This window comes from Marinobacter sp. 1-4A (assembly GCF_016597725.1).
Classification (GTDB): domain Bacteria; phylum Pseudomonadota; class Gammaproteobacteria; order Pseudomonadales; family Oleiphilaceae; genus Marinobacter.
Genome location: NZ_VCGY01000006.1, coordinates 51,299 through 65,754, shown reverse-complemented (window position 1 = coordinate 65,754; position 14,456 = coordinate 51,299). Strand labels below are relative to the sequence as shown.

The window sequence follows — 14,456 nt, the reverse complement described above, 5'->3', positions numbered from 1 at the left end:
TTCGGTTTCGCTGTGTGCGACACAGGATAACCTGCCATATCAGGTAATTATCACAAATTGCTCTGCTATATTCAGTGTTGTTATGTAGCCTTGCGTAAGCGAACTGCAGGTTTTCCGTTGTCGTCATCTAAGGTTTGTCGGCAAGAAGGAAAATTACTGCAGCCCCAGAACCAGCCTTTCTTGCCTTTTCTGCGCACTAGGGGTGAAAAACAGTGCGGGCAGGGCACTGGTTTTTCGCCGGTGCCATCCTTCGGTGCTGAATCTTCAATCGGTCGGGTTCCTCGGCATTCGGGGTATCTGGTGCAGGCGAAAAAACGGCCGAACTTGCCATCCCTTTCGGTCATTAGCGCGCGGCACTTGGGGCAGTTTGGTGCCTTGCTTTGAGGCTCTGAAACCCGCGCTCCCGCATGAGGGCCTATGAACAGCCTTATTTCTGCTTTTAATGTTTCCAAAAATTTACGCGGGTCGTCTTCACCTCTGCGAATGCTCTCAAGAGTCGCCTCCCAAACTGCCGTTCTGTCCGGCGTACTAACCGATTCCGGCAGTGCACCAATCAAGGTTTTTCCCTTGTCGGTCGCGCGAATATGTTTGCTGTTGCGATACAAATAGTCGCGTTTGAACAGAGTGTCGATAATGCTCGCGCGGGTTGCCTCCGTGCCTAAGCCATCAGTCTCACGCAGGGTTTTTCTAAGCTCGGGGTCCGTTACAAACCGGGCGATGTTGGTCATTGCCGAAAGCAGCGTTGCATCTGTGAAGTGCTGGGGCGGTTGTGTTTTACGCTCGTTTACGCTGCTATCCTCGCAGAATACCGGTTCGCCTTTACTCAGGCGTGGCAGAGGTGGTTTCTCTGCTTCTTTACTGCTATCACGCAGTTTTAACTCCAGTGCTTTCCAACCTGACGTGAGTACCGCTGTTTCTGTCGCTCGAAACCTATGCTCTGTAACCCGCACCGTTAATCGGCCTTCGCGGTGTATGGCATCTGCAAAAAACTGCATGAGGTAGTAACGACTGATCAGACCATATATCTTCTGCTCGGCGTCACTGAGCTTGCCGCTCGGTGCCGTTCGACTGGTTGGGATAATGGCATGGTGGGCATCAACCTTTTTGTCGTTCCAAGCCGCGGTTCTGCGGCTCAAGTCTGCACTGCTACAGGCGTTTGAAAGGTCTGGTGAGACTCGTGCAATCGCGCCCACAACCTGCTCGCACTGGGCATAGTGGCCTTCTGGCAGGTATCGAGAATCGGAACGGGGGTAGGTGATTAATTGATGGCGTTCGTAAAGATTCTGGGCTGTGTCGAGTACGTCTTTGGCACCCATGCGAAACAAGCGGCCCGCTTCAATTTGCAGAGCCGACAGAGATAACGGCAAAGGCGGTACTTCTGGGCGGTCGCGAAAGCGGGATTCGACGATTGAGCCCGGTCGGCTATGGATACTGGCGGCAATTTGCTCGGCGGTGGCTCGGTCTAGCAAGCGGTTTTCTTCGTCCAAATAATCCTGAAATTGTTCATCCGGAAGCCACCGCGCCGTGAACGCTTGCTGGTCGGCTTCCTCTTCCTGTGCTTTGAAGCGGGCTTCAATGCGGAAGTAGGGTTTGGGCTCAAAATTCTCTATGGTGTTATCGCGCTCAACCACCAACCCCAGTACCGGGGTTTGTACTCGTCCCACGGAGTAGACGCCTTTTTGCCCCTGCTGCTGGTAGTTCAACGTGTAGAAGCGGGTTAGGTTGATGCCATAGAGCCAGTCGGCACGTTGCCGGGCGAGGGCAGAGTGGGACAGCCGCCTGAATTCCTGATTGTCTCTGGGCTGTTGTATGGCTTTGGCGACTGCTGCTGGCGTTAGGTCGTTAATAAGTATGCGTTTTACCGGCGCCTGGGTTCCGAAGTAGCGTATTACCTCGTCCACTAGCAATTGGCCTTCCCGGTCTGGATCACCTGCATGAACGATGGTCGTTGCCTTTCGGATTAGGGATTCCAAGGCATTCAGCTGTTGGCGCACGCTGTCCTTTGGGGTTAGCTGCCATTTGTCCGGATACATGGGCAGGTCGTGCTGGCGCCATGTTTTCCATGCCGGGTTGTAGCTGGCGGGTTCAGCCGGTTCTAACAGGTGGCCAATACACCAGCTTACGGTGGCTGCTTCGCTGCCTTGGCCGCAACGTATCCAGCCCTGCCCTTTTTGGTAGGGGCCGGGGAGGGCGGCGGCGATGGCTCTGCCGAGGCTGGGTTTTTCGGCGATGTAGAGGAGCATGTTTGGGTATGGCTGTGTCTTGATTTGAGGTGGTGGGGAATGTGGCGGTTTGGTTGTTGGGTGTCAAGGTTCGGGGGGTGCTTGTTCTGTAGTAGACTGTTGTTTTGGAGTTAGTGGACGTGGGGCTGGCCTTTCCAAAACACGCCGTGAACCCGTCCGTGGGGGCTTGGTGTTGCCATCCTTGGCAACACACAGTTTTGGAAAGGCCAGCCCCACGCCCACTTTATACTCCGGAGTATCGTCATTTATTTCAGAACGAATGTTGAGAGTTAATTCTTATGAAAATGCAGAACGCAATTGAAGCCAAGCTGAATGACGCGTTTAGCGCCAGCATTCTTCAGGTAGAGAACGAGAGCCATAAGCACAGTGTGCCGCCTAACTCCGAAACGCATTTCAAGGTGACCATGGTGTCACCAGCGTTTGCAGGGCAGATGAAGGTTAGGCGGCATCAAGCTATTTACAAGGTGCTTTCCGAGGAGTTGGAGATGGCGGGTGGCGTGCATGCGTTGGCGTTGCATCTATACTCTCCAGAGGAATGGGAGGCGTCTGGGCAGGTTGCGCCTTCCTCGCCGAATTGTATGGGCGGTTCCAAGGTGGATTCTCAGTCAGCGGCTTCAGACGTTAAACATCAAAACGGAGGGCTTTCATGAGCCAGTTTTTTCAGATTCATCCAGAAAACCCGCAAAAGCGGTTGATCAAGCAGGCGGTTGATATTCTTCGTAATGGTGGTGTTGTTGTGTACCCCACCGATTCGGGCTATGCCCTTGGTTGTCATTTGGGTGACAAGCCAGCTGCGGATAAGATTAAGCGCATTCGAAAGCTGGATGATAAGCATAACTTTACGCTGGTATGCCGTGACCTTTCGGATATCGGCGTGTATGCCAAGGTGGATAACACTCAGTACCGGCTGCTTAAAACCTTCACGCCTGGGGCTTATACGTTCATTCTGGATGCTACAAGCGAAGTGCCAAGGCGCTTGCTTAATCCTAAGCGTCGTACCATTGGGGTGCGGGTTCCGGATAACGCGATTGTGCAAGCGCTGTTGGGTGAGCTTGGTGAGCCCATTATGAGCAGTACGCTGATTTTACCGGGTGAAACGGACCCCATGACCGACCCCTATGACATCCGGGATACGCTGGAGCACGAGTTGGATCTGATTATCGACGGTGGCTTCTGTGGCATGGAGCCCACCACAGTGGTGAACTTCACTGGTGACGTACCGGAAGTTACCCGGGTGGGTAAGGGTGATCCAACCCCCTTTGAGTGAGTTTGCTCAGGCCCGGGTGTTCAGGTTGAAGGCGTAGCTGCCTCGGTTTGCAGCAACTTCAAACTGGTCTGTTGGGGCAGAACGGCGCAGGGTGTCGTAACGGTGTACGAGATCCTGCAGACCGTTGAATTGTTGGTTTTCACTGACCAGTGTATCGAGCAGTGAATTATTTACGCCATAGGCCTGGTTGAGCTTTAGGGCGTTGTCCATGAAGTGCAGCGTGGGTTCGTTAACGCTCAGGCGACTGAAAGCATCCTCGAAGTTCTTGTTCACGTTTAGATCGTTTTCGATTCGAGTGCGGGTTTCTTCCGCCAGATTTCCGCCCACCTCAATTTTACCGTTTTCGTTTTTGTTGACGCTGATTGCCGAGTTAGGGTTTAAGTTGTACTCGGCAAGTTTGTGCCGCAGCGTTTCCCGTATGAAGGCAAGATCCTGCCCTACCGTCTGCTTGTAATCTGCCAGCGGCAGCTTCTGTGATTTTAGCCTGTTGGTATCACCGAACGATGCTCCCGATGGCGTAAAACGGTCATCCCCCGGGCCTGCGGGTTGAAGCGGGTCTGCACTGCCTATGCCTTTAGCTTTCTGGCCCTCTGCATCATTTACTGCCGGGCGCTTCTCCAAGCTTTGTTGGAAACGGGTACTTGCCTGTATAAGAGATGTCAGCAACGACATAGCGTGTATTCCTCCACCGACACGCAGAAGCGCGCCAGAAAATTATCGTCTATGATCTAGTGGAAGCACATTCCGGGCCAGTCGATGAAACTCCCGGTTTCTGATCTGAATCAGTAAATAATTGACGCACATCTATAAAGTTACACGTCGTTTTGCCGTCAACTACATAGGTTGCTCTAAATTGCCGGGTTGAGCTGGCGTTCATTGTTCTTTTGACCGGGTCGCTATGAAAAAACAAAATTCCATTCGTTTCCTGCTGCTCGCTGCGTTGGCAGCGGCGTTCTCTCTCGTTCTGGTTTTCACCTTGCTGTATAGCGCCAGTGCGCAGCGCGATCACATGGAGGAGTTCAGCCATAAGTACGTGGATGGCCTAGCCAAATCTTATTTTGACGGCCTGAACACCATGATGGTTACTGGCACCATCAGCAACCGTGATGTACTTCGGGACAAAGTAATGGCCCCGGCGGACGTGCTCGACGTGAGGGTGATCCGCAGCGATCAGCTGAACCGCATGTTTGGCAGTGGCACCGCAGCAGAGAAAACGCGTGATTCTGATGACAGAAAAGCCTTGGCGGGCCAGCGAGTTGAGCGTTACTCAGTTAACGAGGGTGGGCGTGTTTATACGCTGATTGACCCGGTTATCGCCCGGGAAGACTATCAGGGCGTAAATTGCTTGGGGTGCCATCAAGCGCAAGAGGGCGATGTGCTCGGTGCAATACGTGTGGACTACTCTCTTGCTGAAAGCGATGACGCCCTGCACCAGCAATTATTCGCCAGTGTTGGAATTCAAATAGCTATCTTTGTTGCGGTGTTTTTCCTGACCGGGTTGGTTTTGAATCGATTGGTTTTCTCCCGCTTGCGTCGGCTTCAGCGGAGTATGGATGAAATTTCCAAAAACTCCGATCTCACCATTGAGCTGGATGTCGCCCGCAATGATGAAATTGGCTCCGTCTCTCTTGCGTTTAATCGCATGATGGCGAAAATCCGTGAGAGCATGCATACGGTTATGGATAACGCTGCACAGGTTGAGCAGGCAGCGCGCAGTATCGCTGCAAAAGCTGAAACCACCGGCCGTGAAGTGATGGCTCAGAAGGACAACACCGATCAGGTTGCCAGCGCCACCACTGAAATGGCCGCATCGGCTGTGCAGGTACGTGAAAACGCCATCCACACAACCCGTAAGTCGTCCGAAACGGCTGAGTCTGCTAATAGTGGTGAACAGCTTGCGCGCGCTGCCGTTGAGGGTATTGAGGCATTGAATACAGAGGTCCAAGGTGGCGCTAAAAGAATAGAAGATCTGAATCAGCGCACCGGCCAGATGGCGAGCATGCTGGAAGAAATTTCCAATATTGCCGAACAGACCAACCTTCTGGCGTTGAATGCCGCTATTGAGGCGGCCAGAGCGGGGGAGCAGGGGCGCGGGTTCTCGGTTGTTGCGGACGAGGTTCGTGCTTTGGCATCGCGTACTCAGGTTTCCACAGAGGAAATTCGGAAAACGATAAACGACCTTAAAAGTGAAGTGGTGGATTGCGTAGCAACTATGAGCCATGCGTCCGATATGGCGAGGCAACAAGTAGAAGCTATTTTGAAAGTAGAGTCCGAATTGCAGGACATAGCTTCTGCAGTGCGCGAGATTGCATCGCTCAATCTGGAAATGGAAAGCGCGGCGAATGAGCAGAGTGATGTGTCGGAAGCCATCAATCAGAATGTTATTGAAATCAGCCGTTCGGCAGAGCAGGCATCAACAGATGCTCAGGAAACGGCGAATATAGCGGGGGATTTGTTGGTGATGGCGGAAACACTCAGGGAGACCATCGAGCAATTTCGCTTGGCCGAAAAGAACCGCTAACCGGGCGCCCCTTTTGGGGCAGCTCCGGTAAGCCTTACCCGTGGGCTAGCCCTCTCGGGTAACTTCAATGATCTTGAGATGGATATTGTTGCGGCCACGGATTGGCCATTCGATAGAGTCACCTACCGCAAGCCCTAGCAAAGCGGAGCCCGCAGGGGCCAGAATAGAAATCTTACCCTCTCCTGTGCCCACCTCATGGGGATAGACCAGAGTCAGCTCTTGTTCTTGGCCGCTGTCTTCATTCTTGAAGCGAACCTTTGAGTTCATAGTCACTACGTGGGCGGGCATCTCTGCCAGTGGCACCAGTGTGGCGCGGCTTAGCTCATCGTCAAGGCCGTCGGCCACATCCGAATCACCCTGCTTTTCAATCAGGGTAGTCAAACGGTTAAAGTCTTCTTCAGCAACCAAAACTGCGGGCATATCTGCCATAGTAATCTCCAAAATATAATTAGTTATTCGAAACTCAAGGGTTCAGGCGCCGAACCCGGCATGTAAAAGCGGATTCAGCGAGAAAAGAGGAACGCGGGCAACACACCGGCAGTGCCTGCCTGACGGCGGGCACTTAAATGGTAGAAAGGAATGATCTCTGAGAATAATCTTCTCACAGGTTCACCTAGTGTGTTGTCTGGGTAAATAAAGGAATAGCGGGAACTTGGCCGCTCTGGTCAATTTATAAGCTTTTGCCGGGTTCCACAAGTGGGCTTGCAGAAAACGTAAGAAATAAAGCGCATAACGCCAGATTTGTTAGACTGGCATCATTGATACTTTATCCATAAACCGCATTAGGCAAGGAATTTCTCAACCATGTCCAAATTGTTTCCTTCTGTCGACCCAGACGGGTTGTTGGAATACTCGGTCGTGTTTAACGACCGCTCGCTAAATCACATGTCTGCACCGTTTCAGCAAGTAATGCGGGATATATCTTCAACGCTCCGGCAGGTATATAACGCCAAGGGCGCCGTAATTGTACCCGGGGGCGGTAGTTTTGGAATGGAAGCCGTAGCCCGACAGTTCGCGAATGGCGAGCGGTGCCTTATTGTTCGCAACGGGTGGTTCAGCTATCGCTGGACGCAAATACTTGAAGCAGGGCGAATGACCGACACCATCACTGTGCTTCAAGCGCAGGCTTCGGATAACACCGCCAAAGCGGCATACGCCCCGGTGCCCGCAGAACAGGTTGCGGAGCGAATCAGAGCCGAAAAGCCAGCGGTGGTGTTCGTTCCTCATGTGGAGACCGCTTCCGGGATTGTGCTGCCAGACGAATACCTAAAAACCGTTGGCGATGCAGTAAAAGACGTCAACGGTTTGTTTGTGCTGGACTGTGTTGCTTCCGGAGCTCTTTGGGTTGATACCACAGCCTGCGGTGTGGATGTACTAATCACTGCACCGCAAAAAGGTTGGAGTGCCTCGCCCTGTGCTGCACTGATTACACTGAGCGAGCGCGCCATTGCACGCGTGAATGAAACAACCAGCACCAGTTTTGCGGCAGACCTGCGTAAATGGTCTCAAATTATGCAGGCTTATGAGTCTGGCAGTCACGCCTACCATGCAACCATGCCTACCGACACTCTGGCTATTCTCCGTGACGCCATGCTCGAGACGGTGAAAACGGGCCCGGGCCTGTTGTATAAGCGGCAGGAAGAACTTGGCAAACAGGTGCGCGAGCTTTTTTACAGCGCAGGTTTCAAAAGTGTTGCCGCTGCAGGTTTCGAATCGCCCAGTGTTGTGGTTTTACACACCGACGATATCAACATTCATAACACCAGCTTATTCCGCGAGCAGGGCTTGCAGGTAGCCGCCGGTGTGCCTCTGATGTGTGGTGAACCGGAGGACTTCCGTACCTTCCGCATGGGGCTGTTTGGTTTGGAAAAACTGAACAATCTGGATAGAACGGTTGAGAAGCTGAGAGTGGCTTTGGAGGCGATACAAGGCTGATTTCAGGCCTGCAATGGCACTGGCATGGCAGAGCCATTAGGATTTCGTGTCGTACGATATAGTAATCTCGTTAAACTCACTGAACTCTGGGCTGCGGAAAGCGGCCCAATGACCAAGAGAGGAATACCTGTGACCCTCGCAGATATCAAAGCACGTCTAGCAAGTCTACCCCATGAAACCCTGCCCCATGGAACTCTGGCCTTAAACAAGGTGCATCGGCGCATGTCGAAATCGCTGTTTCGGTGTGTGGCATTTGCATTGATGTGTGTAACGGGCGCAGTTGCAGCGCAGGACTCGGTGGTCGTTTCTTCAAAGATCGACACGGAGGGTGGTGTGCTTGGTCAGATGATTCTGCAGCGTTTGGAGAGCGGCGGTATTCCCGTAGAAAACCGGTTACAGCTTGGCAGTACCAGCATAGTGCGTAGCGCTATTAAAGCAGGCGAAATTGACCTGTACCCTGAGTATACCGGCAATGCTGCGTTCTTTTACGATAAGGCAGATAGCCCGGTTTGGAAGGATGCTGCGAAGGCATACGACATGGCGGCGGAGCTTGACCGCACCGCTGAAGACATTATTTGGCTAACGCCTGCGAATGCCAATAATACGTGGGCCATGAGTGTGCGCGGTGATTTGGCGCAGAAGAACAACCTAAACACACTGGAGGATTTGGCAGACTATATCAACGCTGGCAAACCGTTTAAATTTGCCGCAAGCGCTGAGTTTGTTGAGTCTGCCAGTGCCTTACCTGCGTTCCAGAAGGCTTACGGATTCGAGCTGACCTCTGACCAGCTTCTGATCCTCTCCGGTGGTAATACCGCAGCGACTCTAAGGGCAGCGGCCATTAACTCCAATGACGTAAATGGCGCTATGGCATATGGTACCGACGGAGGCCTCAACGCTTTGGGTCTAAAAGTGATGCAAGACACCAAAGGCGTGCAGCCGGTTTATCAGCCAACACCCATAATCCGCGCCAGCGTATTAAAGGAATACCCCAACATACGCCCGCTATTAAAGCCGGTGTTTGAATCGCTTGATCTGGAAACACTGCAAGAACTGAATGCAAAAGTAGCCGTTGAAGGCGCCCCTGCTGCAGCGGTGGCGAAGGACTATCTGGAAAGCCTTAGCCTGGACTAACCAGTGTCTTCATCGACTGGGCTGCCGAACCGCGTCATACCCGTATTAGCACTTGCTGCGTTCGTTTCGGTGTGGCTGCTGAATCTTGGTGTGGTGCAGCCTAATCGCATTGTGGCTGGCACAGGCTATGGTCTGTTTGGTGCCACAGGTTGGCTCGGGGCTGGCATTGTTTCGTCACTGCTATGTGTTGTGGTTGTGCTCGCAGCAAAGCCTATTCGCAACCGTTTTTGGGTGCTGGCGCTGTTGCTGACGGCTGCACTCATGAGCCTGCCCCTGCTGCTTGAAGTATTCGCGCTGCGCAAGCTACCAGCGGATTCCGCTTACGCCCGAATCGGCATAGGTGCCGGATTTTGGTGTTTGGCTTTTTTTCTCGCTCTAATGCTCTTAGAAACCTTAAGTCAGCTCAAAGCTTCTCGTCGCCTTCAGTTATCAGTAGTGCTGTTGGTTGCTGCCGGTTGGTGGCTTTGCGCCGCCCGTGAAGGGCTTTCTAGCCTATCGCTGATCCGCGAATACGCCAACCGGGCAGACCAATTCTCACAAGCGCTAACCGTACATTTGTCTCTGTCAATAGGCGCAGTTGCTATTAGCGCGGTACTGGCTTTTGGCTTGGCGCTGGCCATGGTGAGGCGGGAGCGACTGCGTCGCCCCCTACTGGGGCTGGTGAGTTTCATGCAAACCATTCCCAGTCTGGCGCTTTTCGGGCTGTTGATTGCGCCTTTGGGGGCATTGTCGGCAGCCTTTCCCGCTCTGCAGGCCTTGGGAATACGAGGCATCGGTTGGGCGCCTGCTTTATTGGCGTTGATTGCCTATAGCTTGTTGCCAATGGTGCGCAACACCTACGTTGCCCTCATGGAAGTGCCCGAGCCTGTCGTAGACGCTGGCCGAGGTATGGGGATGAGCGAGCGACAGGTTTTTCTGCAAGTGAAGCTGCCCCTCGCTTTGCCGGTCATTATGGAAGGCGTGCGCATTACTACCATTCAAGCGATCGGCCTAACCGCCGTCGCGGCACTGATTGGCGCTGGGGGCTTTGGCACGTTTATTTTTCAGGGGCTGGGCCAAGCCGCTATGGATCTTGTGCTGTTGGGTGCCTTGCCCACCGTCTTTTTGGCATTGGCGGCGGATGCCATCTTGTCTGCATTGAAATTTCAGGAGACACCAAGTTGATTGAGCTGAAAGCCGTCACTCGACGGTTCGGTGAAGCCGTGGCTGTTGATAATATCGACCTGACCATCGAAACCGGCGAGGTCTGCGTGCTTGTGGGCAGTTCCGGATGCGGAAAATCCACCACGCTCCGGATGATCAACCGTCTTTTGCCTCGCACCAGCGGCGAAATTCTTGTGGATGGCGAGGATATCAACAAAGCGGATCCTGAGGCGCTGCGGTTGAATATGGGCTATGCCATACAAAGCACCGGCTTGTTCCCCCACTGGACGGTCGCTCGCAACATCGGCGTGGTGCCCACCCTGCTTAAATGGCCTGTTCAAAAACGTGATGAACGGGTAACCGAACTCTTGGCTCTTTTGGGGCTGGACCCGGAAACCGATGCTAGAAAATACCCCCATCAGCTTTCCGGTGGTCAGGCCCAGCGCGTGGGTGTGGCGCGGGCACTGGCGGGCGATCCGAATATTCTTTTGATGGACGAGCCATTTGGAGCACTGGATGCCATCACCCGAGAAAACCTGCAGCAGGAAATGCTGCGAATCCAACGGCAGCTGAATAAAACCACGGTGTTTGTCACCCACGATATCGATGAGGCGCTGAAACTGGCCTCACGTATTGCCGTGATGGATCAAGGGCGGATTATTCAACACGACACGCCCGAAGCAATTCTTCGGCGGCCGGCATCCGCCTTTGTGGAGAACCTGATCGGGAAGGGCGATCGTGGGTTGAAGCTTCTGGCTTTGCGCACCGTAAGCGACCTGATGGAGCGGCATCCTGAGCCCCGATATTCCGAACCAGGTTCCGATAGCCTGAATGAATCAGACAGCTTGCGCATTGCATTATCCATGATGCTCTGGACCAACACAGAAAGACTCGCGGTTCTAGATGCGACAGGGGCAGAGGTGGGCATAATAAACCGAGAGCAACTGCTGAAGGTGGGCGCCTGATGCGCTTGTGGCTCACACCGGTTATCTGGATTGCATTCTTGTGCGCTCTAGCAGCCTTGCTCCCCACAATGGCGCCACTATTTTCATGGGTGGAAAGCGGTACAGGTAACCTGATTTATACCAGAGACAGCTTTTACACCTTGCTACAAAGCCACATTTGGCTTGTGTTGGCGTCAGCCACCATGGGCACCTTGGTGGCAGTATCTGCAGGTATTTTCGTGACACGCCCTGCAGGCCGTGACTTTATGCCGTTGGTCAGCCAAATGGCCTCAATTGGTCAAACCGTGCCGCCGGTGGCGGTTTTGGCTCTGGCCGTACCCGCGATGGGTTTTGGTGAGAAGCCTACGCTGTTTGCATTGGTACTCTATGGCTTACTGCCGATACTTAGGAATACTCTGGCAGGGCTAGGTGGCATTAACCCAGCGGTGCTCGATTCCGCTAAAGGGATGGGCATGTCCTCCGTGCAAGTGCTGTTTAAGGTAGAGCTTCCTCTGGCTGGGCGAGTGATACTGGCGGGAATCCGCACGTCCGTCACCATCAACATTGCCACTGCAGCGATAGGATCCACCATCGGCGCTCGCACACTGGGCGACCCGGTGATTGCGGGATTGGTTAACGGCAATACTGCCTACGTACTGCAAGGCGCTATCTTGATCGGCTTGCTGGCACTGGCGACTGATAGTGTGTTTGAAGCCATAGAGCGGACATGGGCTAGCGCATTTTCTGCAAGGACGCACAAAGCATAAGGCAGGCTGGCGATGAGACCATTGTCCCCAAATGTTCCGGTCAGTGAGCTGTAGTGATGGGCACCCCAGCAGGTGCTTTCGATAGCGTTCTGATATGAAAAAAGGCAGCGAATGCTGCCTTTTTTCGAAGTGCACTTCAGGTATTGCGATTAAGCGCGACGGCGACGGGCAGCCATCAAGCCGAGTAGGCCAGCGCCAAGCAAGCCAAGAGTGCCCGGTTCAGGCACTGTTGCGGTCACTCTTACGTCATCCAGAAAGTTGCCAACTGTGCCCGTCAAAGGATTCACAGAGGTGAACATGATAGTGGTTGTTGTGTCTGCAGCTACGAAAGAGCTCGAAAATATGCTCCAACCATTTGTTGTGTGGTCGTCTAGCAGCCAGCCCAAGGTATTTGTGCCGGAAATGACATCAAAAGAGAACTTTTCTTGGTTGTTAGCCCGTGCTCGATAGGCAAAGCTAATGTCGTAGGACTGGTTGGTTACGGTCGCAAACTCCTGAAAAATGCTGAACGCCGTACCTGAGCCTGGATGGGCATTCAGCTCGGCAAATTGGTTGCCCTCGGCAGCGGTTACGCCATTATAGTTGTTCCATATTTCGAATCGTTCATTATTGGCATTGGCTTCCCATCCGGCTATGTCAGTGAACGATTGCCAGCTATTTGCAGAGATAGGATCATCTTCAAAACTGCCATTCTGAATAAGATTGGCGCTGGCAGGAGCGGCAATGGCTAGCGATAGGCTTAAAGCACTGAAAGCGGCGATGCGGTTGAGTAAAGCCATGAGATTTTCCTTCACTGTGTTGTGTACTAGATTAAACTAGATCTAAGCAACATAAATGCCAGTATATTTTTGTCTATTTATTTCAATGTGCTGAGGGGTTTTGGTCACGGCTTTATAGAGAGGTATGTAAATTTATTCGACACATCTATTGATGCTGTAAGTCTTGCTCCTTGGCACTGCGTTCCAGCTGTTGCTGCTCTTCGGTTAGCAGTACCCTGAGCGCTTCCAATTCAGCAATTTTTGCGTCTACAACGGCGCGTTTTTGTGCCATCAACACAGCGCCTTGGGCGCAATCCATAGTGTCTTTTCTAAGCGCGTCGAGCACATCAAAGATTTCCCTGAGAGAAAATCCCAGATCTTTCAGTTGTCGCACCATGTTGACCCGCTTAACTGCCTGCTCAGGGTAGTCTCTGTAGTTGTTACCTCGCCGACTTACCTCCAATAACAAGCCCTGTTTTTCGTAGTAACGCAACGTATGACGGCTAACGCCGGTGCGTTGCTCAAGCTCGGAAATTTTCATAATTAAGTCGTCCTGACTCTTGACCTTCGAGTTCACTCTATACCTTAGAGTTATCGCGAACTCAAGCAAATGGAGCTTACTATGAATCTGTTAATTACTGGCGCCACAGGCTTTATTGGCCGTCATCTATGTGCTCACCTGACCGCTCAAGACCACACCATTGTTGCACTGATGCGTCGGCCTCATGAACTCCCAAACCTACAGGCAAACGTAAGTAACCTAGGTGGGAGAGGGGCGTTAATAAAAGCGATCTCTGGAGATTTGGCGGAGCCCAACTTAGGCATTTCTGAATCGTTACCGGACGTGGATGCCGTCATTCATCTTGGTGCTCGCTTTGCCTGGCAACTTGAGTATAAAAGCGCCTACACAACTAACGTAGAAGGTAGTCTGGCCATTGCAAAACTGGCTAAGGACCTTGGCTGCCGACTAGTATTTATTAGCGGGTTTATGCTTGAAAATTTGCAGCATTTGAATCAATTAGGCATTGACCCCGCTCAACCAGAGAGGACGAACTGGCGGAAGGTGTACCGGCATGCTGGCGCCTATGAAGCTAGCAAGCTAGAAGCCGCGTTGAAGGTTCGATCATTTGCGGCAAACACGGCGCTTGATCTGGTGGAAGTTCAGCCCGCGACAGTTGCAGGCCACAGCCAAACCGGCGAGTTGGATGCTGCACAACCGCTCTTCCAACTAATCGACAACTTGTCCCGAGGGCGCCTTGCACTGGTTCCCGGTACGAGTGAACATTGGCTGCCACTTACCACTGTGGATCATCTGGTTGCTTTGATCACCGCAGCCGCGATCGCGAAGAATGTGCCGGAGCGATTGTTGTGCTTGGACTCAGATACACCGACACTTCAGCAAATGCTAGCGTTGGTTGGTGGTTCGATAGGTGTTAAGCCGCCTCGTCGGTATGTCCCAATACCGGTGCTGAGAGCGCTGTTGTCTATTCCCGGATTTCCTAAACTCATGAATACCTATCCCGAAGCGCTGAACTTCATCCAAACAAAGCGTTTCGATACCTCTATTACGGATCAATTTCTTGAACACCAGAGGTTACTCCGGCCCGAGATAGGGTTGGCTATTAAGGCGAGTGCTCGGTGGTATCAACAAGTTGCACTTGAACAGCACAGAGCTTAAGGCACTACGCAAGCAGTTGTTCGATACCGGACAGATCCGGCGTGTGAAGGTGTTGGACCGAATGGG

General features: G+C 52.8%; 14 protein-coding genes. 9 read left to right on the top strand and 5 right to left on the bottom strand.

The genetic code is table 11. The features are described from left to right. Positions 1 to 80: 80 nt before the first annotated feature. Positions 81 to 2,243: a DNA topoisomerase 3 gene (locus FE845_RS13665; protein WP_200365579.1), complete on the bottom strand. Its 2,163-nt coding sequence runs from the start codon at positions 2,241 to 2,243 to the stop codon at positions 81 to 83. A gap of 278 nt (positions 2,244 to 2,521) precedes the next feature. Between FE845_RS13665 and FE845_RS13660 the strand changes: the two genes are divergently transcribed. Together FE845_RS13660 and FE845_RS13655 are read left to right on the top strand one after the other, a co-directional pair. Then, positions 2,522 to 2,893: a BolA family protein gene (locus FE845_RS13660; protein WP_200365577.1), complete on the top strand. Its 372-nt coding sequence runs from the start codon at positions 2,522 to 2,524 to the stop codon at positions 2,891 to 2,893. Further along, positions 2,890 to 3,510, top strand: coding sequence for an L-threonylcarbamoyladenylate synthase (locus tag FE845_RS13655; RefSeq protein ID WP_200365575.1), 621 nt, complete (start codon positions 2,890 to 2,892; stop codon positions 3,508 to 3,510). Before FE845_RS13660 ends, FE845_RS13655 begins: the two co-directional genes overlap by 4 nt. A 6-nt stretch (positions 3,511 to 3,516) precedes the next feature. Here FE845_RS13655 and FE845_RS13650 read toward each other — a convergent pair whose 3' ends face one another. After that, positions 3,517 to 4,182, bottom strand: a complete 666-nt coding sequence (locus FE845_RS13650; protein ID WP_200365572.1) for a hypothetical protein — start codon at positions 4,180 to 4,182, stop codon at positions 3,517 to 3,519. 226 nt (positions 4,183 to 4,408) lie between these two features. Here FE845_RS13650 and FE845_RS13645 point away from each other — a divergent pair, with 226 nt between their 5' ends. Then, entirely contained in the window at positions 4,409 to 6,031 is a 1,623-nt protein-coding gene (locus FE845_RS13645) for a methyl-accepting chemotaxis protein (RefSeq protein ID WP_200365570.1), read from the top strand. 45 nt (positions 6,032 to 6,076) lie between these two features. Here FE845_RS13645 and rnk read toward each other — a convergent pair whose 3' ends face one another. Further along, the gene (rnk, locus tag FE845_RS13640) at positions 6,077 to 6,460 is read right to left on the bottom strand and encodes a nucleoside diphosphate kinase regulator (RefSeq protein WP_200365568.1); all 384 of its coding nucleotides are present in this window, start codon (positions 6,458 to 6,460) and stop codon (positions 6,077 to 6,079) included. A gap of 375 nt (positions 6,461 to 6,835) precedes the next feature. Between rnk and FE845_RS13635 the strand changes: the two genes are divergently transcribed. The 5 genes from FE845_RS13635 to FE845_RS13615 all read left to right on the top strand — a co-directional run bounded on the left by FE845_RS13635 (position 6,836) and on the right by FE845_RS13615 (position 11,954). After that, a complete protein-coding gene (locus FE845_RS13635) occupies positions 6,836 to 7,966 on the top strand; it encodes an aminotransferase class V-fold PLP-dependent enzyme (RefSeq protein WP_200365566.1) in 1,131 nt (376 codons plus the stop codon). A 222-nt stretch (positions 7,967 to 8,188) separates the two neighbouring features. After that, positions 8,189 to 9,100, top strand: coding sequence for an ABC transporter substrate-binding protein (locus tag FE845_RS13630; protein ID WP_200365909.1), 912 nt, complete (start codon positions 8,189 to 8,191; stop codon positions 9,098 to 9,100). A gap of 3 nt (positions 9,101 to 9,103) precedes the next feature. Beyond that, entirely contained in the window at positions 9,104 to 10,264 is a 1,161-nt protein-coding gene (locus FE845_RS13625; RefSeq protein ID WP_320159696.1) for an ABC transporter permease, read from the top strand. Further along, positions 10,261 to 11,208, top strand: a complete 948-nt coding sequence (locus FE845_RS13620; RefSeq protein ID WP_200365564.1) for an ABC transporter ATP-binding protein — start codon at positions 10,261 to 10,263, stop codon at positions 11,206 to 11,208. Before FE845_RS13625 ends, FE845_RS13620 begins: the two co-directional genes overlap by 4 nt. Continuing rightward, the gene (locus FE845_RS13615) at positions 11,208 to 11,954 is read left to right on the top strand and encodes an ABC transporter permease (RefSeq protein WP_200365562.1); all 747 of its coding nucleotides are present in this window, start codon (positions 11,208 to 11,210) and stop codon (positions 11,952 to 11,954) included. Before FE845_RS13620 ends, FE845_RS13615 begins: the two co-directional genes overlap by 1 nt. A gap of 149 nt (positions 11,955 to 12,103) precedes the next feature. Here the strand turns inward: FE845_RS13615 and FE845_RS13610 are convergent, their stop codons facing one another. Both FE845_RS13610 and FE845_RS13605 read right to left on the bottom strand, forming a co-directional pair. Continuing rightward, positions 12,104 to 12,733, bottom strand: a complete 630-nt coding sequence (locus tag FE845_RS13610) for a DUF642 domain-containing protein (RefSeq protein ID WP_200365559.1) — start codon at positions 12,731 to 12,733, stop codon at positions 12,104 to 12,106. 145 nt (positions 12,734 to 12,878) lie between these two features. After that, positions 12,879 to 13,253, bottom strand: a complete 375-nt coding sequence (locus FE845_RS13605; protein ID WP_200365557.1) for a MerR family transcriptional regulator — start codon at positions 13,251 to 13,253, stop codon at positions 12,879 to 12,881. 81 nt (positions 13,254 to 13,334) lie between these two features. On the opposite strand from FE845_RS13605, the gene FE845_RS13600 reads away from it, so the two are divergent. Then, positions 13,335 to 14,390, top strand: a complete 1,056-nt coding sequence (locus FE845_RS13600; RefSeq protein WP_200365555.1) for an SDR family oxidoreductase — start codon at positions 13,335 to 13,337, stop codon at positions 14,388 to 14,390. Positions 14,391 to 14,456 lie beyond the last annotated feature (66 nt).